The organism is Lentzea xinjiangensis (assembly GCF_900110955.1).
Classification (GTDB): Bacteria; Actinomycetota; Actinomycetes; order Mycobacteriales; family Pseudonocardiaceae; genus Lentzea; species Lentzea xinjiangensis.
Map to the genome: position 1 here is coordinate 470,053 of NZ_FOFR01000002.1, position 19,440 is coordinate 489,492.

At 70.4% G+C, this 19,440-nt stretch carries 19 protein-coding genes; 8 read left to right on the forward strand and 11 right to left on the reverse strand.

Features of this window, described 5'->3' with window-relative positions; genetic code table 11:
• The first annotated feature begins 11 nt into the window (after positions 1-11).
• Positions 12-794, forward strand: a complete 783-nt coding sequence (locus BMW88_RS07640) for a hypothetical protein (RefSeq protein ID WP_089949876.1) — start codon at positions 12-14, stop codon at positions 792-794.
• Here the strand turns inward: BMW88_RS07640 and BMW88_RS07645 are convergent.
• From BMW88_RS07645 to BMW88_RS07680, 8 genes are all read right to left on the reverse strand, one after another.
• On the reverse strand, positions 778-1,986 hold the full coding sequence (locus BMW88_RS07645) for an MFS transporter (RefSeq protein ID WP_342714974.1): 1,209 nt from the start codon (positions 1,984-1,986) through the stop codon (positions 778-780). The genes BMW88_RS07640 and BMW88_RS07645 overlap by 17 nt on opposite strands.
• 112 nt (positions 1,987-2,098) lie before the next feature.
• On the reverse strand, positions 2,099-4,033 hold the full coding sequence (gene asnB / locus BMW88_RS07650) for an asparagine synthase (glutamine-hydrolyzing) (protein WP_089949877.1): 1,935 nt from the start codon (positions 4,031-4,033) through the stop codon (positions 2,099-2,101).
• Positions 4,034-4,383: 350 nt separating this feature from the next.
• Positions 4,384-5,040, reverse strand: coding sequence for a pyridoxamine 5'-phosphate oxidase (gene pdxH, locus BMW88_RS07655; protein WP_089949878.1), 657 nt, complete (start codon positions 5,038-5,040; stop codon positions 4,384-4,386).
• Positions 5,041-5,195: 155 nt separating this feature from the next.
• A complete protein-coding gene (locus BMW88_RS07660; RefSeq protein WP_342714975.1) occupies positions 5,196-5,915 on the reverse strand; it encodes an urease accessory protein UreD in 720 nt (239 codons plus the stop codon).
• Positions 5,894-6,556: an urease accessory protein UreG gene (gene ureG / locus BMW88_RS07665; protein ID WP_177220987.1), complete on the reverse strand. Its 663-nt coding sequence runs from the start codon at positions 6,554-6,556 to the stop codon at positions 5,894-5,896. The genes BMW88_RS07660 and ureG overlap by 22 nt, the downstream gene beginning before the upstream one ends.
• Positions 6,519-7,130, reverse strand: a complete 612-nt coding sequence (locus tag BMW88_RS07670; protein ID WP_089950254.1) for an urease accessory protein UreF — start codon at positions 7,128-7,130, stop codon at positions 6,519-6,521. The genes ureG and BMW88_RS07670 overlap by 38 nt, the downstream gene beginning before the upstream one ends.
• Positions 7,127-8,809, reverse strand: coding sequence for an urease subunit alpha (locus BMW88_RS07675; protein ID WP_089949881.1), 1,683 nt, complete (start codon positions 8,807-8,809; stop codon positions 7,127-7,129). Before BMW88_RS07675 ends, BMW88_RS07670 begins: the two co-directional genes overlap by 4 nt.
• Positions 8,806-9,405: an urease subunit gamma gene (locus BMW88_RS07680; RefSeq protein WP_089949882.1), complete on the reverse strand. Its 600-nt coding sequence runs from the start codon at positions 9,403-9,405 to the stop codon at positions 8,806-8,808. Before BMW88_RS07680 ends, BMW88_RS07675 begins: the two co-directional genes overlap by 4 nt.
• A 143-nt stretch (positions 9,406-9,548) precedes the next feature.
• Here BMW88_RS07680 and BMW88_RS07685 point away from each other — a divergent pair, with 143 nt between their 5' ends.
• The 6 genes from BMW88_RS07685 (at position 9,549) to serC (ending at position 15,263) form a co-directional block, all read left to right on the forward strand.
• Complete coding sequence (locus tag BMW88_RS07685; protein ID WP_089949883.1) at positions 9,549-10,373, forward strand: ABC transporter ATP-binding protein; 825 nt, start codon at positions 9,549-9,551, stop codon at positions 10,371-10,373.
• On the forward strand, positions 10,370-11,170 hold the full coding sequence (locus BMW88_RS07690; protein ID WP_089949884.1) for an ABC transporter permease: 801 nt from the start codon (positions 10,370-10,372) through the stop codon (positions 11,168-11,170). Before BMW88_RS07685 ends, BMW88_RS07690 begins: the two co-directional genes overlap by 4 nt.
• Entirely contained in the window at positions 11,149-12,204 is a 1,056-nt protein-coding gene (locus BMW88_RS07695; RefSeq protein ID WP_177220988.1) for a sensor histidine kinase, read from the forward strand. Before BMW88_RS07690 ends, BMW88_RS07695 begins: the two co-directional genes overlap by 22 nt.
• Complete coding sequence (locus BMW88_RS07700; RefSeq protein WP_089949886.1) at positions 12,201-12,803, forward strand: response regulator; 603 nt, start codon at positions 12,201-12,203, stop codon at positions 12,801-12,803. The genes BMW88_RS07695 and BMW88_RS07700 overlap by 4 nt, the downstream gene beginning before the upstream one ends.
• A 163-nt stretch (positions 12,804-12,966) precedes the next feature.
• Positions 12,967-13,845, forward strand: a complete 879-nt coding sequence (locus tag BMW88_RS07705; RefSeq protein ID WP_143116001.1) for a hypothetical protein — start codon at positions 12,967-12,969, stop codon at positions 13,843-13,845.
• A gap of 290 nt (positions 13,846-14,135) precedes the next feature.
• Positions 14,136-15,263, forward strand: a complete 1,128-nt coding sequence (serC, locus tag BMW88_RS07710; RefSeq protein ID WP_089949888.1) for a phosphoserine transaminase — start codon at positions 14,136-14,138, stop codon at positions 15,261-15,263.
• A 60-nt stretch (positions 15,264-15,323) separates the two neighbouring features.
• Here the strand turns inward: serC and BMW88_RS07715 are convergent, their stop codons facing one another.
• Positions 15,324-16,499, reverse strand: coding sequence for an ABC transporter permease (locus BMW88_RS07715; protein WP_089949889.1), 1,176 nt, complete (start codon positions 16,497-16,499; stop codon positions 15,324-15,326).
• A gap of 32 nt (positions 16,500-16,531) precedes the next feature.
• Here BMW88_RS07715 and BMW88_RS07720 point away from each other — a divergent pair, with 32 nt between their 5' ends.
• A complete protein-coding gene (locus BMW88_RS07720) occupies positions 16,532-17,740 on the forward strand; it encodes an RNA-guided endonuclease InsQ/TnpB family protein (RefSeq protein ID WP_089949890.1) in 1,209 nt (402 codons plus the stop codon).
• Between the two features lie 6 nt (positions 17,741-17,746).
• Here the strand turns inward: BMW88_RS07720 and BMW88_RS07725 are convergent, their stop codons facing one another.
• The gene (locus BMW88_RS07725) at positions 17,747-18,397 is read right to left on the reverse strand and encodes an ABC transporter ATP-binding protein (protein ID WP_089949891.1); all 651 of its coding nucleotides are present in this window, start codon (positions 18,395-18,397) and stop codon (positions 17,747-17,749) included.
• Entirely contained in the window at positions 18,394-19,434 is a 1,041-nt protein-coding gene (locus tag BMW88_RS07730) for a peptidoglycan-binding protein (RefSeq protein ID WP_245777622.1), read from the reverse strand. The genes BMW88_RS07725 and BMW88_RS07730 overlap by 4 nt, the downstream gene beginning before the upstream one ends.
• Positions 19,435-19,440: the final 6 nt, after the last annotated feature.

The window sequence follows — 19,440 nt, forward strand, 5'->3', positions numbered from 1 at the left end:
ATGGTGTAGCCATGAAACGCACGGTAACGTCGCTGGTCGCCGCTGTCGCGCTGACCGCCTGCACGTCCTCCCCGCCGGTGGACCGACCGGCGCAGCACTCCGACGTGAAGAGCCTCGTCGCCGCGGTCACCAAGGCGGTCGGCGAGAAGGCGAGCTACCGCTTCACCGTCGAGCCGCCCACCACGGGCGGCGTCACGGCCCCCGCGAACGGCGTGGTGCGGCTGGGCGCCGTCCCCGCCATCGACGCGACCACCACGCGTCCCGTGCAGTCCGGTGGGAAGGACGAGCAGCTCCGGTTCGTCTCGACCACGAGGGACACCGCGTTCGTGGAGGTGCCGCCGGTGTTCGGCCTGCCGGCCGACAAGCCGTGGGTGCGGCTGGACCGCAAGGACACCGACGACTTCACCAGCACCATGCTGGGCTTCCACGACGTGATCTACCAGCAGGCCGTGTTCACGACCTACCACCTGCCGGTGATCGAGGCGGGCGGCGAGCTCAGGCTGACCGCGCAGACCGGTGACCGGACGCGGTACTCGATCGCCGTCGACTACCGGAAGGCCTACGAGACCCTCACCGACGAGACCCTGCGCGAGGAGCTCCGGCTCGCGCTCGACCGGGGCGTCACGAACTCGGCGGGCGAGGTCGAGCTGAACGGCGGCGGGCTGCCGATCCGGATCAAGTTCTCGACCCAGTTCCAGAACGCGCTGGTCGTCGACGAGGCGCGCTTCTCCGACTGGGGCACCGACGTGCGGATCGCCGAGCCGGCCGCGAACGAGGTCAGCTCGCGGAAGTGACGCGGTAGCGCCAGATCGCGGGCAGCAGCACCACCATGACCGCGGTCGCCACGACCACCAGCACCCCACCGGCCGTCACCGCCGCGGCCGTGCCGAACGCCGCGCCACCCGTGCCGTGCAGCAGGTCCGCGATGCGCGGCCCGCCCGCCACCACGACGATGAAGACGCCCTGCATCCGCCCGCGCATCTCGTCCGTCGCGGCCGACTGCAGGATCGCGCCGCGGAACGCCATCGACACCATGTCCGCCGCGCCCGCGAGCGCCAGGAACGCCGCCGCCACCCACAGCGAGCCGGCGAGGCCGAACCCCATGATCGCGAGGCCCCAGCCCACCACGGCCAGCGTCACCGCGACCCCGTGCCTGCTGACGTTCGCGATCCACCCGGACGTGAGCCCGCACAGCACCGCGCCGACCGGGATGGCCGCGAACAGCACGCCCAGCGCGAACCCGCCGCCGGGCGGGTCGCCGAACGTGTGCTGGGCCATCTCCGGGAACAGCGCCCGCGGCATGCCGAACACCATGGCGATGATGTCGAGCAACATGCTCGCCAGCAGCACCTTCTGCGCCCACAGGTAGACGAAGCCGTCGAGCACGTCCCGCAGGCCCGCGCGCCGCACCACGCCGTCCAGCGGGGGCATCGGCGGCAGCTTCCACACCGCGTAGACGGTGACGACCAGCGCGACCGCGTCCACCAGGTACAGCGTCGACAGCCCGATGACCGGCATCAACGCGCCGGCGAGCAACGGCCCGAGCACCGCGCCGAACTGCATGACCGTCGAGCCGAGCGCACCGGCCGACGCCAGCAGCTCCGCCGGCACGAGCCGGGCGATCGACGCCGACCGCGCGGGCGCGTTGGCCGCGAAGAACACCTGCTGGAGGCCGAGCAGCGCGATCACCAGCCACACCGAGCCGACGTCCAGCGCCGCCTGCACCCACAGCAGCACCGACGAGACCGCGATGCCGGTGTTCGTGACGAGCAGCAGCTTGCGCCGGTCGACGGTGTCGGCGATGGCACCGCCCCACAGCCCGAAGACGAGCAGCGGGACCAGCGCGACACCGGCGGCGATGCCGACCCACGCCGACGAGCCGGTGAGGTCGTAGACCTGCTTGGGCACGGCGACGGCGGTGAGCTGGGAGCCCACCGCCGTGACGATCGTGGACAGCCACAACCGGCGATAAGCGACGATCTTCAACGGCCGAGTGTCGATCACGAACGTCGAGCGCGCGCTTCTCCCCGTGGTTGCCACTTCGTTAGCCTATGACAACTAACGGGCGCCTCACGTGACTTGTCGCCAAGACCACTCGTCAGACGCGGACCGGGTAGACCGGCTCCGGCACCTTCGGGCTGATCCGGCCCTCGACGAAGATCCCGTGCCAGATCATGAAGCACAGCACCGACCAGAGCTGCCGGCTGCGGTCGAACTGCTCCGACTTGTGCTCGGCGAGCAGGTCGAGCACCGCGTTCTTGTCGAGCAGGTGCCCGGTCTGCGAGTCGGCGATGACCCCGCGCGCCCAGTCGTACATCTCCGCGCGCAGCCAGTGCCGGATCGGCACCGGGAAGCCCAGCTTGGGCCGGTTCAGCACGTGCGGCGGGATGATCTTCGCCAGCGCCTTGCGCAGCGCGTACTTGGTCGTGCCCTCGGTGAGCTTCTGGTCGAGCGGCACCTCGGCGGCGATCTTGAACACCTCGGGGTCGAGGAACGGCACCCGCAGCTCGATCGAGTTGGCCATGGTCACCTTGTCGGCCTTGACGAGGATGTCGCCGCGCAGCCACGTGAACAGGTCGATGTGCTGCATCCGCGCGACCGGGTCCCAGCCCTCGGACTCGCGGTACCAGGGAGCGGTCACGTCGCGGAAGCCGACGCCCTCGACGTAACCGGGGAACACCGCCCGCACCTGCGCGTCGCTGAAGTTGCGCGCGTTGCCGTAGTAGCGCTCCTCCAGCTTCAACGAGCCCCGGCGCAGCAGGTCCTTGCCCCGCACGCCCTCCGGGATGCTCTTCGACACCGCGCCCATCAGCTTGCGCACGCTGCCGGGCACCTTCTCGAACGGCGACAACGACAACGGCTCGTGGTAGATCACGTACCCGCCGAACAGCTCGTCGGCGCCCTCACCGGACAGCACCGCCTTGACGTACTTGCGCGCCTCTTTGGCGATGAAGTACAGCGGCACCAGCGCCGGGTCGGCCACCGGGTCGTCGAGGTACCAGAGGATCAGCGGCAGCTCTTCCATCATCTCGTCCGGCGACACCGTCCGCACGACGTGCCGCACCCCGATGGCGGCCGCGGTCTCCGCCGCGACGTCGACCTCCGAGTACCCCTGCCGGTCGAACCCGCTGGTGAAGGCGATGAGGTTGGGGTTGTGCTGCTTGGCCAGCGTGGCGGTGGCCGTCGAGTCGATGCCGCCGGACAGGAACGCCCCCACCGTGACGTCCGGGTCCGAGATCATGTGCTTGGCCACCGAGTCGCGCATGACGTCGGCGATGCGCTCGTGCAGCGCCTCGGCCTCGTGCTGACCGTTGACCGGCCGAGGCGAGAACACCGGCTTGAAGTACCGGTTGAACAGCACCTGCCCACCCGGCGAGACCTTGAACGACGTCCCGGACTCCACCCGCCGGATCGCCTTGTGCAACGACTCGGGCTCCGGCACGTACTGCAGCACCAGGTAGTGCTGCAACGCCGTCCGGTCGAGCTCCTGGCTGATCCCCAGCACCCCGGTGAGCTGCAACAGGCTCTTCTTCTCCGAGGAGAACGCCACCCCACCGGGCCCGGAAGCCCAGTAGAGGGGCTTGATCCCGAACGGGTCACGTGCCCCGAAGACCACCCGCTCCTGCGCGTCCCAGATCATGAACGCGAACATGCCCCGAAGCCGCTTGACCCAGTCCGCCCCGAGGTAGTGGTACCCGGCGACGATGGCCTCACCATCGCCCTGGGTCCGGAACTGGGCACCGAACTGCACGGCCAGCTCGGCCCGCAGCTCCTTGTAGTTGTAGATCTCGCCGTTGAAGTTCAGCGTGTACCGGGTGGGGTTCTCCGGCGGCCCCCAGACCAGCGGCTGGTGCGAGTGGTCGAGGTCGATGAACCCGAGCCGGTTGAACCCGTAGACGACCTCGGCATCGGCCCACGTGTCCTGCTCGTCAGGACCGCGGTGCCGCTGGCAGCGCAGCGCGTTGGCCACAGACCCACGCGCGCTGGCCGCCGCGGCTTCGGTGGAACAGATGAGTCCGAGCACTCCGCACACGTGAAATCGCACCTCGTAGTCGCTGTAGCTGAAATCCCAGTATGCCCGTGAGAACCCCGGACACTTCCACAGCCCGAGGGACGCGCGAGCCAGGAGCGGGGTTGCACCCTCGAACCCGGATGAACCGGCGAGCCCCGCGAAGGCGGAGCGGAGCCTCAGCGATGCGGCAGGCGTGCCGTCAACCCGCGTGCGGCACTGGTGCCCCTGGGATCAGCTTGCCGGGGCTCTGGGGGGAGAGCACGCAACCGCAGGACACAGAGCGACCCGGCCACGGCAAAAGGGCGCCTCCCCGCCCACAGGAAGACGCCCCACCGCGAAAGCCAAACCCCCACCGGGGCGCGAATCGCCCCCTACGGGGCAACCCGCTCCAACTGCCACCCGTCCCGCCCAAGCCGGAACCGCAGCCGGTCGTGCATCCGATCGCGCCGCCCCTGCCAGAACTCGACCTCCTCGGGCCGGATCCGCCACCCGCCCCAGTGCGGCGGCACGGGGATCTTCTCGGTGTCGGCGAACTGCCGTTCGATCTTGTGCAGGGCGGAGTCCAAAGTGGATCGCCCGGTCACCACCCTGGACTGGGGCGAGGCCCAGGCGCCGATCTGCGACCCGCGGGGACGCGAGTTCCAGTACTCGGCCGTCTCCACCGGACCGACCTTCTCCACGGTCCCGCGCACGTGCGCCTGCCGCTGCATCGCGAACCACGGGAACGTGGCCGAGGCGTACCGCGTGGCCATCAGGTCGTGCGACTTGTTCGACGTGTAGTTGGTGAAGAACACCAGACCGCGCTCGTCGAGCCCCTTCGCCAGCACCGTGCGCGAGGACGGACGCCCCTGGGTGTCGGTCGTCGCGAGCACCATCGCGTTGGGCTCGGGAAGGCCCGCGCCGCCCGCCTGGTCGAGCCACAGCTGGAGCTGTTCGTGCCAGGTGGCGGCAAGCTCCGACTCGCTCAGCGAGCCCTGCTCGTATGACACGCGCATCGCCGGTAGCGCGATGTTCGTGGTTTCCGTCATCGGCGAACCTCCAACCAACGGCAGAACTCGTGGTCCCTGGACCCGCGACCATACGCACGGCGAACGGATCCCGAAACCGCCTGCGTGGTGATGACCACCACCTGAACGGTGACTGTCCGTAGAAAGAACAGATCTGGATCGAATACGTGATCGAGTCAGATGGCGTCGAGCACATTTGTGACGGTGACCACGTCATCACCCATTGCGGTGGCAAGGGTTCCGCCCGCCGCCAAGGGGACGACGCTCCACCACTCACCGCCGTCCCTGGCGCGCGGCACGTCGTCCAGGAGCAGCTCGGTGCCGACGACGCGCTTGCCCGCGAGCCCCGCGGGCGACGCGTCGGCGGCGGTCCCGCCGACCACGAGCTGCTGGTGCAACAACGGCTTGCCGCAACGGGTTGCGCGCATCGTCGTGGCCAGCGTGCCGGGCGCCTCGCCGGTGCGGCCGAGCACGAGGACCTCCCGAGTTCGCAACTGCGCGTGACCGTCCAATTCGGCCTCCACCACGGAAGTGTGATGCGCGCGGCCCGTCACCACGGTCGGCTCCGGCAGGTACCGGACGGAGCCCTCCACCGTGAACCGGACGAGTGACGACGAGGGCGCTCCGGTCGGGCCGGGCAGCATCAACGTCGCCGCCACGCCGCGGAGGTCGAGGGCCGCTCCCGGCCCCACCTCCACGGTCAGCTCCAGCGCGTCTCCCCCGAGCGGGGCCGTCACCGAGCTCACGAGGTGCACCAGCGCCACCGGGCCGGCGCGCCGGTGCGGCACCAGGGTCAGCGGTGACTGGGAGCGCAGGACCCGCACGACGCTGTTGCCGTGCGGGTCCAGCGAGACCACCAACCGCGCGGAGGCCTTCACAGCTGCGCCAGCACCCACTTCGCGACCTCTGGCGCGTCCGGCGTCTCGACCAGCGACTGGGCGATCACCGGCAGCTCCCCGCGCATCCGGTGCGCGTCCGAGACCATCACGTCCAGGTCCGCGCCGACGAACGGCGCCAGGTCGATCTTGTTGATCACCAGCAGGTCGGCGGTCGTGACGCCGGGACCTCCCTTGCGCGGGACCTTGTCGCCGCCGGCCACGTCGACGACGAAGATCTGCCGGTCGACCAGGCCGCGCGAGAACACGGCGGTCAGGTTGTCCCCGCCGCTTTCGATGATGACGAGGTCCAAAGAGGAGAACCGGTGCTCCAGGCGTTCGACGGCGTCCAGGTTGGCCGTGATGTCGTCGCGGATCGCGGTGTGCGGGCAGCACCCCGTCTGCACGGCCTCGATGCGCGCCGGGTCCAGCACGCCCGCGCGGCGCAGGAAGTCGGCGTCCTCGGTCGTGTAGATGTCATTGGTGACGACCGCCAGCGACAGCCGCTCCCCCAGCGCACGGCAGAGCGCGGCCGTCAGGGCGGTCTTGCCGCTGCCGACGGGGCCGCCGATGCCGATGCGCGGCGCCTTGCCGTGGTGGTGCCCGTGCGGGTCGGGCCCGTGGTCAGCTCCCAAAGAGACGCACCCCTTCACGTCGAACATGTGCCTCGGCCAAGAGGTCCAAGGCCGGTGAACCGAGAGCGGGCAGCTCCTCGCACGCCCGCGCGGCGACTTCCTCGACCTCGAGGCGGGCCACGATCGCGTTGACCCCGAACGGGTCGAGCCCCAGCAACCGCACCGCCGCCGACGCCGGCCCGCTCACCGCGAGGTAGGCGCAGGTCAGCGCGGCCTCGTACGGCTCACCGACCAGCACGCCGATCACCAGCGGCTGGTGCGGGGCAGCGGGCAGCGCGGCCAGCCGCGCGGACGGCCAGGCCCGCCGCGCCGCCCGCAGCATCCCGCGTCCCTGCGCCCGCGAGGCCTCCCGCTGGGCGGGCGACGGGGTGCGGGCGTCCAGCTCCGCGTCCAGCACGGCGAGGTCCTCGCCCCGCGCCGCCGCGGCCGCGAACCCGGCCGCCAGCAGTCCGGCGGTGAGCAACCGGCCGTGCAGGAACGAGCGCAGCGACGGCTCGTCCACGACCAGCCCGCGCGCGGCGGCCTCCTCCAGGCCGCCGGAGTGCACGTGGCCGCCGCCGGGGAAGCGGGAGTCGGCGAGGATCAGCGCGGTCAGCATCAGAACAGGAAGTACCGCTGGGCCATCGGCAGCTCGGCGACGGGGGAAGGCTCCACCAGGGCACCGTCGACGTGCACGGCGAAGCTGTCCGGATCGACCCGCACATCCGGCATCGCGTCGTTGAGCACCATGTCCGCCTTGGTGACCGAGCGGGTGTTCGACACCGGCAGCACGCGCCGCGCGTACCGGTCCCCGATCCCCGCCTCGACGGCCTCGGGCGCGACGAAGAAGACCGAGGAGGCGGCCCCGGCCGTCGCCCCGAACATCGGCCGCGCCCACACCGGCTGCGGTGTCGGGATCGACGCGTTGGCGTCACCCATCGCGCCCCAGGCGATGAACCCGCCCTTGAGCACCACCGAGGGCCGGACGCCGAAGAACTTGGGCTCCCACAGCACCAGGTCCGCGAGCTTGCCCACCTCGACCGAGCCGACCTCGGACGCGATCCCGTGCGCGATGGCCGGGTTGATCGTGTACTTCGCGACGTAGCGGCGGGCCCGCAGGTTCGCGTCCACCGACCGGCGCGACGACATCACGTGCGCGGTCTGCCAGGTCCGGACGACCACCTCGCCGACGCGGCCCATCGCCTGCGAGTCCGACGAGATCATCGAGATCGCGCCCAGGTCGTGCAGCAGGTCCTCGGCCGCGATCGTGGTCGGCCGGATGCGCGACTCGGCGAACGCCAGGTCCTCCGGCACGGACGGGTTGAGGTGGTGGCACACCATCAGCATGTCGAGGTGCTCTTCGAGGGTGTTGACGGTGTACGGGCGGGTCGGGTTCGTCGACGACGGCAGCACGTTCGGCAGCGAGACCACCCGGATGATGTCGGGCGCGTGCCCGCCGCCCGCCCCCTCCGAGTGGTAGGCGTTGATCGACCGGCCGCCGATCGCGTCCACAGTGGACTCCAGGAAACCGGCCTCGTTCAACGTGTCCGTGTGGATCGCGACCTGCACACCCGACTCGTCGGCCACCCGCAGGCACGCGTCGATCGCGGCGGGCGTGGTGCCCCAGTCCTCGTGCAGCTTGAACCCGCCGGCGCCGCCGGCGAGCTGCTCGCGCAGGCCCTCCGCCGAGACGGTGTTCCCCTTGCCCAGCAACAGGACGTTGACCGGCATGTGGTCCATCGACGTCAGCATCCGGTCGAGGTACCAGGCTCCCGGCGTGACCGTGGTGGCCTTCGTGCCCTCCGCCGGGCCGGTGCCGCCGCCGATCAGCGTGGTGAGCCCGGACGCCAGCGCCTCGTCGACGATCTGCGGGCAGATGAAGTGCACGTGGCAGTCGATGCCGCCCGCCGTGAGGATCTTCCCGTTGCCGGACAGGATCTCCGTCGACGGGCCGATCACCAGGTCCGGGTGGACGCCGTCCATCGTGTCCGGGTTGCCCGCCTTGCCGATCGCGACGATCCGGCCGTCGCGCACGCCGACGTCGGCCTTCACGACTCCCCAGTGGTCGAGGACCACCGCGCCGGTGATCACCAGGTCGGGAGCGCCCTCCGCCCGCGTCGCGACGCCCTGGCCCATCGATTCGCGGACGACCTTGCCGCCGCCGAAGATCACCTCGTCGCCGGAGCCGGCGCCGCGCGAGCGGTCCTCGGTGACCTCGATGAACAGGTCGGTGTCGGCGAGCCGGATCCGGTCGCCGACGGTGGGCCCCAGCAGCTCGGCGTAGCGCTCGCGGTCGATCATCGCTGCAACCCCCGGACGATCCTCAGCCCTGCCAGCGGAACCAGTGCGACCTCGCGCTCGACGCCCGGCTCGAACCGCACGGCCGTGCCCGCCGGGATGTCCAGCCGGTAGCCGAAGGCGGCCTCCCGGTCGAAGGACAGTCCCCGGTTGACCGAGGCGAAGTGGAAGTGCGACCCGACCTGGACGGGCCGGTCGGCGGCGTTCATGACGACCATCGTGACCCGAGGCCGGCCCGGGTTGAGCTCGACGGGTCCGGAACCGACGACCACCTCCCCCGGCGCCGGGCCGGCGGAGGGCGCGATCGGGTGGTGCACCGTGACGAGCTTCGTGCCGTCCGGGAAGGTCGCCTCCACCTGCACCGAGTCGATCATCTCCGGCACCCCGCTCATGACCTGCTCCGGCGCGAGCACCGTGCGGCCGCTCTCCATGAGCTCGCTGACCGTCCTGCCGTCCCGCGCGCCCTCCAGCACGTGGTCGGTGATCAACGCGACGGCCTCGGGGTAGTTGAGGAGCACCCCGCGTTCGAGCCGGCGGCGCGCCACGTCGGCGGCGACGTGCACGAGGAGCTTGTCGCGTTCATGCGGCGTCAGATGCACCGAGCCGTTCTAGCACGCGAAAGCGCGCTATCCCGGTGCGGAAACACGGCCGAAACACGACCGCGTGTCCATCGACCGGTTGACAGCCGGAGTCGGCGGTGCGGTCGTCCCGCCGGGCACCCCCGGGAACGCAGGATTCCTCCATGAACGCGATACGGGTGCGGGGCCTGAAGAAGGCCTACAAGGGCCACCAGGCGGTGGCGGGGGTGGACTTCGACGTCGCCCGCGGGGAGGTGTTCGCGGTCCTCGGGCCGAACGGCGCGGGCAAGACGACGACCGTGGAGGTCCTGGAGGCGTACCGCGACCGCGACGCGGGCGAGGTCAGCGTGCTCGGTACCGACCCCGCGCGGGCGGACCGGGTGTGGCGGTCGCGCCTGGGGATCGTGCCGCAGAGCGCGACCGACGCCGCGAACCTCACGGTCACCGAGGCCGTGCGGCACTACGCCGGGTACTACGCCGACCCGCGCGACCCGGACGAGGTGATCGACCTCGTCGGGCTGGCGGAGAAGGCGAAGTCCCGCGCCGGCACGTTGTCCGGGGGCCAGCGCAGGCGCCTGGACGTGGCGCTCGGCATCATCGGCCGCCCGGAGCTCGTGTTCCTGGACGAGCCGACCACGGGCTTCGACCCGGAGGCCCGCCGGCGGTTCTGGGACCTGGTCAGGTCCCTGGCCGCCGAAGGCACCACGATCCTGCTGACCACGCACTACCTGGACGAGGCCGAGGCGCTCGCCGACCGCGTGGCGGTCCTGGCCGGCGGCCGGGTCGTCGCCGAGGGCGCGCCGCGGACGCTGGGCGGCCGCGCGCACGCCGACGCCACCGTGCGCTGGCTGGGCGAGGGCGGCTACCGGGAGATCCGCACGCCCGAACCCACCAAGGTCATCGCCGAGCTGTCCCGGCACGGCGAGCTCGCCGAACTCGTCGTCACCCGCCCGTCGCTGGAAGACGTCTACCTGGAGCTGATCGCATGACCACGGCCGCCGCGCTGCCGGGAACCCTGTCGCTCGGTCTCTCGAGGGGTGCGACCGAGCTGCGGGAGTTCTTCCGGCAGAAGGAGAACCTGATCTTCACGGTGTCGCTGCCCGCGGTCCTGATGCTGCTGCTGGGCACCGTCTACGTCCGGGAGCCCGCCGCCGCGCAGATGTTCGCGGCCGGCATGATCGGCGCCGGCATCATCTCGACGTCGTTCGTCGGCCTCGGCATGAGCGTGGTGGCCGACCGCGAGGACGGGACGCTCAAGCGCCTGCGCGGCACGCCGATGCCGTTCACGTCCTACTTCATCGGCAAGATCGTCCTGGTCTTCGTGTCGAGCCTGTTCGAGGCCGTGCTGCTGATGGCCGTGGCCGTGCTGCGGTTCGACGTGGAGCTGCCGTCGGGCGCGGGCCGGTGGCTGACGTTCGCGTGGGTCTTCACGCTCGGCGTGGTCTCGTGCTCGCTGATCGGCGTCGCGCTGAGCTCCATCGCGAAGTCCACCCGCAACGCCGCGGGCGTGCTGAACCTGCCGTACATCGTGCTCCAGTTCCTCAGCGGCGTGTTCATCATGCAGTCGGTCCTGCCCGAGTCGCTGCGCACGGTGGGCTCGTTCTTCCCGCTGAAGTGGGTCTGCCAGGGTTTCCGCTCGGTGTTCGCACCGGACGACGGCTACGCGGTCATGGAGGCGGCGGGATCATGGGAGCTCGGCAGGATCGCGCTGGTGCTCGGGGCGTGGACGATCGCGGGCCTGCTGCTCGTCGGCCGGACCTTCAGGTGGACCAGCACCAGTCGCTGATCACCTGGTACGTGCTCTTCGCGGTCAGCCAGGCCACCGCGGTCGTGCTCGTCCTGGTCGACCGCAACACCCTCGCCGACCGCCTGGCGGCGGCGGGGCTGCTGTGCCTCAACGGCCTGTGGTTCCTGGGCTACGGCAGGAAGGTGGTCAAGCGCGGCGTCGCCGACTGGCGCGGCCTCGTCCACGCCGCCGGCTCGCTCGCCACGTTCGCGCCGGCGGTCTGGTTCAGCGGCAACGCCACCTTCGCGCTGTTCGGCCTGGTCCCGCAGCTCTACATGGCGCTGCCGGTCGCGTGGGCGTTCGTGCCGATGGCGCTGTTCGTGTTCACCCCGCAGATCCTGACCTGGGCCGCGGGCGCCGTGCCCGCGCTGCCGTGGCCCGGCGCGCTGCTGATCATCGGTTTCTCCCAGGCGTTCGGCTGGGCGATCAGCCGGATCGCGCAGCAGAACGAGCAGCGCGGCGAACTGCTGCACCGCATCGAGGCGCTGACCATCGAGGCCGAGCGGGCGCGGTGGTCGGCGGAGATCCACGACACCCTGGCGCAGGGCTTCACGTCGATCATCACGCTGTTGCAGGCCGCACAGCCCGACGTGGACCTGGCGCTGCGGACCGCGCGGGAGAACCTCCGCGAGGCACGTGCCCTGGTCGCCGCCACCGCACCGTCGCCTTTGGACGGTTCGTCGCTGGAGGACGCCCTGCGGCGCTTGGCCTCCGGCGCTTCGCCGCCGTCGTCGTTCCGGGTGATCGGCGATCCGGTCCCGCTGGAGACCTCGGTCGAGGTGGTGCTGCTGCGGGCCGCCCAGGAAGCCCTGACCAACGCGGCACGGCACTCGGGTGCGTCCCGGGTGGACGTGGTGCTGCGGTTCGGCCCCGACGGCGTCTCGCTGGAGGTGCGTGACGACGGCCGCGGGTTCGGCGACGCGCCGGAGGGCTTCGGGCTGCGGGGCATGCGCGCCCGGCTGGAACAGGTGGGTGGGACGCTGTCGCTGTCCTCGGACCAGGGGGCGTCCGTGCTGGTGGAGGTGCCGCTGTGATCAGGATCCTGCTGGTGGACGACCACCCCGTGGTGCGGCAGGGCCTGCGCGGCATGCTCGTGGCCGGCGACCTGGAGGTCGTCGGCGACGCCGGCTCCGGCCGGGAGGCGGTCGAGCAGGCGGCCTCGCTGCGGCCCGACGTCGTGCTGATGGACCTGCGGATGCCGGAGATGGACGGCGTGGCCGCCACCGCGAAGATCGCCGGCACCGGCCCGCGCGTGCTCGTCCTCACGACCTACGAGACCGACTCGGACATCCTCCGCGCGGTCGAGGCGGGCGCGTCCGGGTACCTGCTCAAGGACTCGACGACCGAGGACCTGGTCGCGGCGATCCGCGCGGCGGCCCGCGGCGAGACGGTGCTCGCGCCGTCGATGGTCGCGAAGGTCGTCGGCCAGGTGCGCACGCCTCCGCTGTCCGCGCGCGAGGCCGAGGTGCTGCGGCTGGTCGCGACAGGCCTGTCGAACGGGGAGATCGGCCGGGCGCTCTTCATCTCCGAGGCGACCGTGAAGACCCATCTGCTGAGGGTGTTCAACAAGCTCGGCGTGTCCGATCGGACGGCGGCCGTCACCACCGCGATGCAGCGGGGCATGTTGCGGTGACACCCTGACACGGCGGGCTGGTGCATCCCGGTGAACCAGGCAGCCGTTCGAGTGCCGCCGCCCGGCGAACCGCGGATCGACGCGACAATCTGCTCAGCCGGCTCTCACGGGCAGTCGCCGCCACTGCTCGCACCATCAGTCGGGGGGACGGATGCTGCGAGAGATGGTCCTCTTCCTGGAGGAGTTCCTCCGGGGTCATGGCCCTCCCGCGGTGGCGAGAGCCGCTGTCGGGCTCATGTCGTTCGCGGTGGTGCTCGGCGCGGTCCTCGGCAGCACGGCGATCAAGGCAGGGGCGCTCGTCACCGCGGTCCTCGTGATCGTCACCGCCGGGATCGCGCTGCTCGCCCGCCTCGGCGCGCAACGGCGGGAGCTGGAAGCGCACAAGGGCCTGGTGGCGCACTACTGCAAGCTCCTGGACCAGACGTGGCCCTCGTACCAGGTCGTCGACTGGGACAAGACCGCCGTGATCGGGGAGCGCGGTGACGCGCACGTCCAGGTCAAGATCAGGCTCAGGGCGACACACCGCGACTTCTGGTTCGTCCGGCTGAGGTTCGGCTGCGGATGGCCCCAGCCGTCGCACTACCGCAGCCGCGTGCGGATGACCGTGCGGAACCTGCTCGTCGACGGCTCACCGGGGACCACCCTGCGCACGACGGTCTCGTGGCTGAGGGACGGGGCCATGACGGCGATCGTCCACTTCCACACGCCTCCGGCGGTGAACTCCGAGGTGTCCTTCGTCGTCGACCTGACATGGCCGAGGATGTGCGCGCCACTGCTGGAGGGCAGCCCGGACGAGTTCGCGCTCCTGTTCTGGCAACCGGTCCACCGCGCGACCTACCGGGTGCTGCTCCCGAAGGGCACCGAGGCCTACGTCGAACCCATCGGGAAGACGGAGGCGTTCAACCGGTTCCGGGTGCGCAGGAAGACAGACGGCGAGGGCAGGGAGGCGGTCGTCTTCCGGCTGACCGAGCTGCCGATCCGCCACCGCGCCGGTGTGCGCCTGCAGCTGAAGGGCAGGCGCCGGCCGTCACCGGTGCCGTGAGCTCCGGTCATTCGTCCTCGTCGCTGGTTCCACCGTTACCGCCAAGGACCGCGCGCAACCTCGACACCACTACCCTCCGCACCATCGTCCGCGATGAGGTCGCGGACGGTAACAGAGATCAACTGCGCCGAGCCGGGACGACACGCGCACGGCCGGCGAAGTCCCCCTGCTCAAGTGACCCACGACACCCGGCCGACACCTCTCGGCTACCGTCCTGCAACACTGTGAACTCCGGCAACGGCGCCGGTCAGGTCCCTGAAGCTCGTCAATCGCCCCGGAGGCGTGACCCCATGACCCAGACCGCCGATCCGACCTCGTTGGTGCTTCCCGCCGAGCTCAAGCCGTCCGACGGCCGCTTCGGTTGTGGACCCTCCAAGGTGCGTCCCGAGGCCGTCGCGGCCCTCACGTCCGAGGGTGCCGAACTGCTCGGCACCTCGCACCGGCAGAAGCCCGTCAAGAACCTCGTCGGCCGCGTCCGCTCCGGGCTGCGGGAGCTGTTCGGGCTGCCCGACGGCTACGAGGTCGTGCTCGGCAACGGTGGTACGACGGCGTTCTGGGACGCGGCCAGCTTCGGGCTCGTGCGGGAGACCGCGCAGCACTTCACCAACGGCGAGTTCTCCTCGAAGTTCGCCAAGGTCACGCAGACCGCGCCGTTCCTGAAGGACTCGCTCGTCACCAAGGCCGAGCCCGGCACCGCGCCGGAGCTCTTCTACGCCGAGGGCGCCGACCTCGTCGGCTGGGCGCAGAACGAGACCTCCACCGGTGTGGCGATGCCCGTCCTCCGGCCGGAGGGCTCCGGTGACGCGCTCATCGCGATCGACGCGACGTCGGGCGCCGGCGGCCTGCCGGTCAAGGCCGAGGACTTCGACGTCTACTACTTCGCACCGCAGAAGTCGTTCGCCTCGGACGGCGGCCTGTGGCTCGCGCTGATGTCCCCCAAGGCCCTGGAGCGCGTCGAGGAGCTCAAGGACCGCTGGGTGCCGGAGTTCCTGTCGCTGCCCACGGCGCTGGACAACTCCACGAAGGACCAGACCTACAACACGCCGTCGGTCGCCACGCTCTTCCTGCTGGCGCACCAGATCGACTGGATCAACGGCAACGGTGGCCTCGACTGGGCCGTCGCGCGCACCAAGGACTCGAGCGACCGCCTGTACGGCTGGGCCGAGAAGACCTCGTACACCACGCCGTACGTCGAGAAGGCCGCCGACCGCTCGCAGGTCGTCGGCACGATCAACTTCAGCGACGACGTGGACGCCGCGACCGTGGCGAAGGTGTTGCGCGCCAACGGCATCGTCGACGTCGAGCCGTACCGCAAGCTCGGCAAGAACCAGCTCCGCGTCGCGATGTTCCCGGCCATCGAGCCGGACGACGTCACGATCCTCACCCAGGCCGTCGACTGGGTCGTCGGCCGGCTCTGACGAGCGGAACGCGGGGGCCCTGCGTTTCCTTCAGGGAAACGCAGGGCCCCCGCGTTCCCTTCAGGCGAGTGCTTCCGTGGGCGACTGACGAGCCGCCCGCACCGCCGGGTACACGCCGGCGATGGCGCCGATGAGGACCGCCGAGCCCACTCCCCCGAGCAGGGCCGGCCACGGCAGTGCCGCCGGCCACCGCTGGCTGATCGAATATCCGGCCGTGACCGCGATTCCCACGATCACGCCGACCAGCCCGCCGAGGCCGGACAGCAGCACCGACTCGGTGAGGAACTGCCACCTGATCTGCCGCCGGGTCGCCCCGAGCGCCCGTCGCAGACCGATCTCCCTGCGCCGTTCCAGCACCGAGATCACCATCGTGTTCGCCACGCCGACGCCCCCCACCAACAACGCGACCCCGCCCAGACCGAGGAACAGCGCGTTGTAGGAGCTCTCCGCCAACTGCTGGGCCTCCAGCGCCTCCGACGGCTTGGAGACCTTGACCTCGTTGGCCTTCTCCGGGTTCAGCGTCGGGCCGAGCAGCCTGCGGACGTTCTCGACCTGGTCGGGCGACGTGCGCACGTAGACCGTGTTCGCGTTGCCCTCGAACCCGAACGCCTCCTTCGCCGCCTCCCACCCGATGAGCGCGGACCTGTCGATCTCCGGTGACAGCGGCAGCGGGCCGAGGATGCCGACCACGGTGAACCACTGGCCGTCGAGCCACAGCTGCACACCGGGCTCGTCCACACCCAGGCGTGCTGCCGCGGTGCCGCCGAGCACCACCGACTTCTCGCCCGGCGACAGCCACCTGCCGGCGCGGACCTCGGCGTTCAGCACCTTCAGCAGGTCCTGCTCCGCCGCCTGCACCTGCAGGCCGAGCGTGTCGCTCGACGGCACGAGGTCGTTCTTGCGGACGCTCGCGGAGAGCTTGCCGGTGGCGCTGGCCGCCGACACCGCGCCGATCCGCTTGGCCATCGGCACCGCAGTCTCCGGCAGTTTCGCGTCCTGGCCGGAGAAGTCCTGGCCGGGCGCCGCGGTCAACAGGTTGGTGCCGAGCCTGGACATCTTGTCCTGCAACGCCGCGGCGCTGGACGCGGGGATGCCGACGACCGCGACCACGGCGGCGATGCCGATGGCGATGCCCAGAGCGGAGAGGACGGCGCGGATCGGGCGGGTCCGCATGCCGAAGAACCCGAGCCGCAGCAGGTCGATCACAACGCCTCCCGAACAGAAGCCCGCGTCCATCTGGTCATACCGATCCCGGTGGACTGCTCTTCGTGCGAACGGCCTGCAAATGCCGTGCTTACCCGACTTCTGAGCAAGCCGCGGTCCTTTCCCGCACTTTCGGCTGCATGCGTCTCGTGTGGAACAAGACGTTGAGCGAACGAACTCGGCGTTACCACTCGGAAGGCGCACGAACTTCGTGCCGGGAAACGGACGCCACGCTGACCACGTGGAGGCGTAGCGACGATCTCGGTTTCCTGTCGGAAGTGTCCTGTGTGCCGTTGCAACAAACGCTGCGTCACCAACACACGGCGTTCCAGAACTTCTTTTCCAGGCAGTCCCGCTACCCGAGGTCCAAGTCCCGAGCCGGCAAACAGAGCGCGCACTACACGCGATCGGCGTTCCGGATGCGAGGTGGTTCGCTGATCCTGGCCAGGACGAGCACACCGCTGGAGTTCACCTGGTCCTTCAACGGCGTGGATGCCAGCGAGTTGAACCCGACGATGGTCATTGTCTCCCGAGAACCCGACGGTCGTTGGTGCGTGACGTTCGCTGTGGACGTGCGCGACCCTGCTGCTCTCCGGCCCGCGAACCACGTGATCGGTGTCGGCCTCGGGCTGACGAGCTTCCTGGTGACGAGCGACGGAACGCGGGTGTCCAACCCGCGTCTTCTGCACCGCAAGGCCCGAAACCTGGCCCGCCACCAGCGCAGGCTGGCGCGCTGTCGACGCGGCAGCAACAACAGGCTCAAGGCGAAGGCCGAGGTCGCCCGTGCTCATCGCAAGGTCCGCAACGCTCGGAACGACTTCCTGCACCGCACCAGTACCGCGCTCGTGCGGTCGGCTGACGTGGTCGTGATCGAGGACCTCAACGTCAAGGGCACGGTGCGCAACCGACGCCTCGCCCGCGCCTTTTCCGACGCCGGCTGGGGCGAGTTCCGGCGACAACCGGAGTACAAGTGCGAACGAGCAGGCCGTCGCCTGGTCGTGATCGACCGCTGGTACCCCTCCAGCAAGACCTGCTCCACCTGCGGGCACCTGCTCGCCGAGCTGAAGCTCTCCGCCCGGCATTGGCCGTGCCCGGCTTGCCGCACCCGGCACGGCCGGGACATCAACGCGGCGAAGAACATCCGTGCGGCTGGTCAAGCCGTAGCCCGAGGTGACTCGGGCGATGCCTGCGGAGCCGATGTCAGACGGCAAGGGTCGCTCCTTCCGCTGTCGGCCGTGGAACAGGACGCTCGCATCGGGGAACTCGGTTCGTGAGCGAAGTCAAACGATCACCCCGTCGCGGACCTCGACGCGGCGAGGCGCCCACGCCGCGATGTCCCTGTCGTGCGTGATCAGCACGATCGTGGTGCCGTCGGAGTTGAGCTTCTCCAGCAGTTCCAGCACTCCGGCGCCGTTGCGGGTGTCGAGGTTGCCGGTCGGTTCGTCCGCCAGGAGGATGCCGGGGGTGTTCACCACGGCCCGCGCGATCGCGACCCGCTGGCGTTCACCACCGGACAGCTCGTGCGGTTTGTGCAGCGCGCGGTGGACCAGTCCGACCCGGTCCAGGGCGGACATCGCCATCGACCGCCGCTTCGAGCGCGGCACGCCGGCGTAGACGAGCCCGGAGGCCACGTTCTCGATCGCCGACAACCCTTCGGTGAGGAAGAACTGCTGGAACACGAACCCGATCGTGCGCGCCCGCAGGGCCGACAGGGCGTTGTCCGACAGGGTGGAGACGTCGTGGCCGTCGATCTCGACCTTGCCGCTCGTCGGCTTGTCGAGCGTGCCCATCAGGTGCAGCAGCGTCGACTTCCCCGAGCCGGACGGTCCCACGATCGCGAGCATCTCCCCGCTCCCGACGGTCAGGGAGACGTCGCGCAACGCCTGCACACCACCGGGGTACGTCCGGCTCGCGTGGTCGACGGTGATCACTCCGTGGTCACCACCTTCATGCCCTCGCGCAGGCCATCGCCCCGCACCTCGACCCGGCCCTTGGCGAAGATGCCGACCTCGACCGGGACGGTCTTGCCGTCCTCGGTGACCACGCCGTAGCCGCCCTCGTTCAACGCGAGCAGCGCGCCGATCGGCACCGCGAGCACGTTCTGCTTCTTCGCCACGGTGAACAGCGCCGTGACGTTGGCCGAGTCGAGGCCTTCCGCGGCCTTGGCGTCGTCGACGGAGATGGTCAGGACGATCTTTGACTTCTGCCCCTGGCCCTGGTCGCCGGCGATGCGGCTGATGCCGGTGATGGTGCCGGTGGTGGCCTTGCCGCCGGTGATCGACAGCTCGACCTTCTCGCCCTGCTTGGCGAGGCGCTGCTTGGACTGCTCCAGCTCGACGGTCACGGCGCGTTCGGTGCCGGTGACCTTCATCAGGTCCCCGCCCGCGGGTGAGCCGAGCTGGCCGGACAACGACGCCACGCGGATCGCTCCCGGCTGGACGACCACGTCACCGGAGCCGAGCTTGCCGGTCTGCTCCAGGCCGTTGGCCTTCTGCCACTTCTTCAGCGCGGTGGCGGTGTAGTAGGTGAACTTGTCGTCGGGGCCGCCGAAGTCCTTGTACCCCAGTGCGGAGAGGTTCTCCTCCAGCACCTTGACGTCGGGACCGTTCGACATGCCCTGCTCGAGGTCGCGGTAGAGCGGCATCGTGCCGTAGAACAGCGGCACCGGTTCGGCGTCCGACCAGAACACCGGTTTGCCCTGGTCGATGACGGCGCCCTGGTTCGGCAGCGCGGTGATGGTGCCGCCCTTGCGGCTCGACAGCGCTCGTTCCGCGCCGAAGCCGAGCTGGCCGCTCAACGACTGCTGGTCCGCGAGGTTCGTCTTCTCGACCGGCGCCGTCTTCGCCGGGTCGTTCCGCAGCGGGGTGGCGTTGGCCTGGTTGGACGCGACTCTCGTGAGCACCACGACCGAACCGGTGCCGAGCACCACCGCCGCGACGAGCGCGGCGATGAGGACCTTCCTGTTCACCCGGCG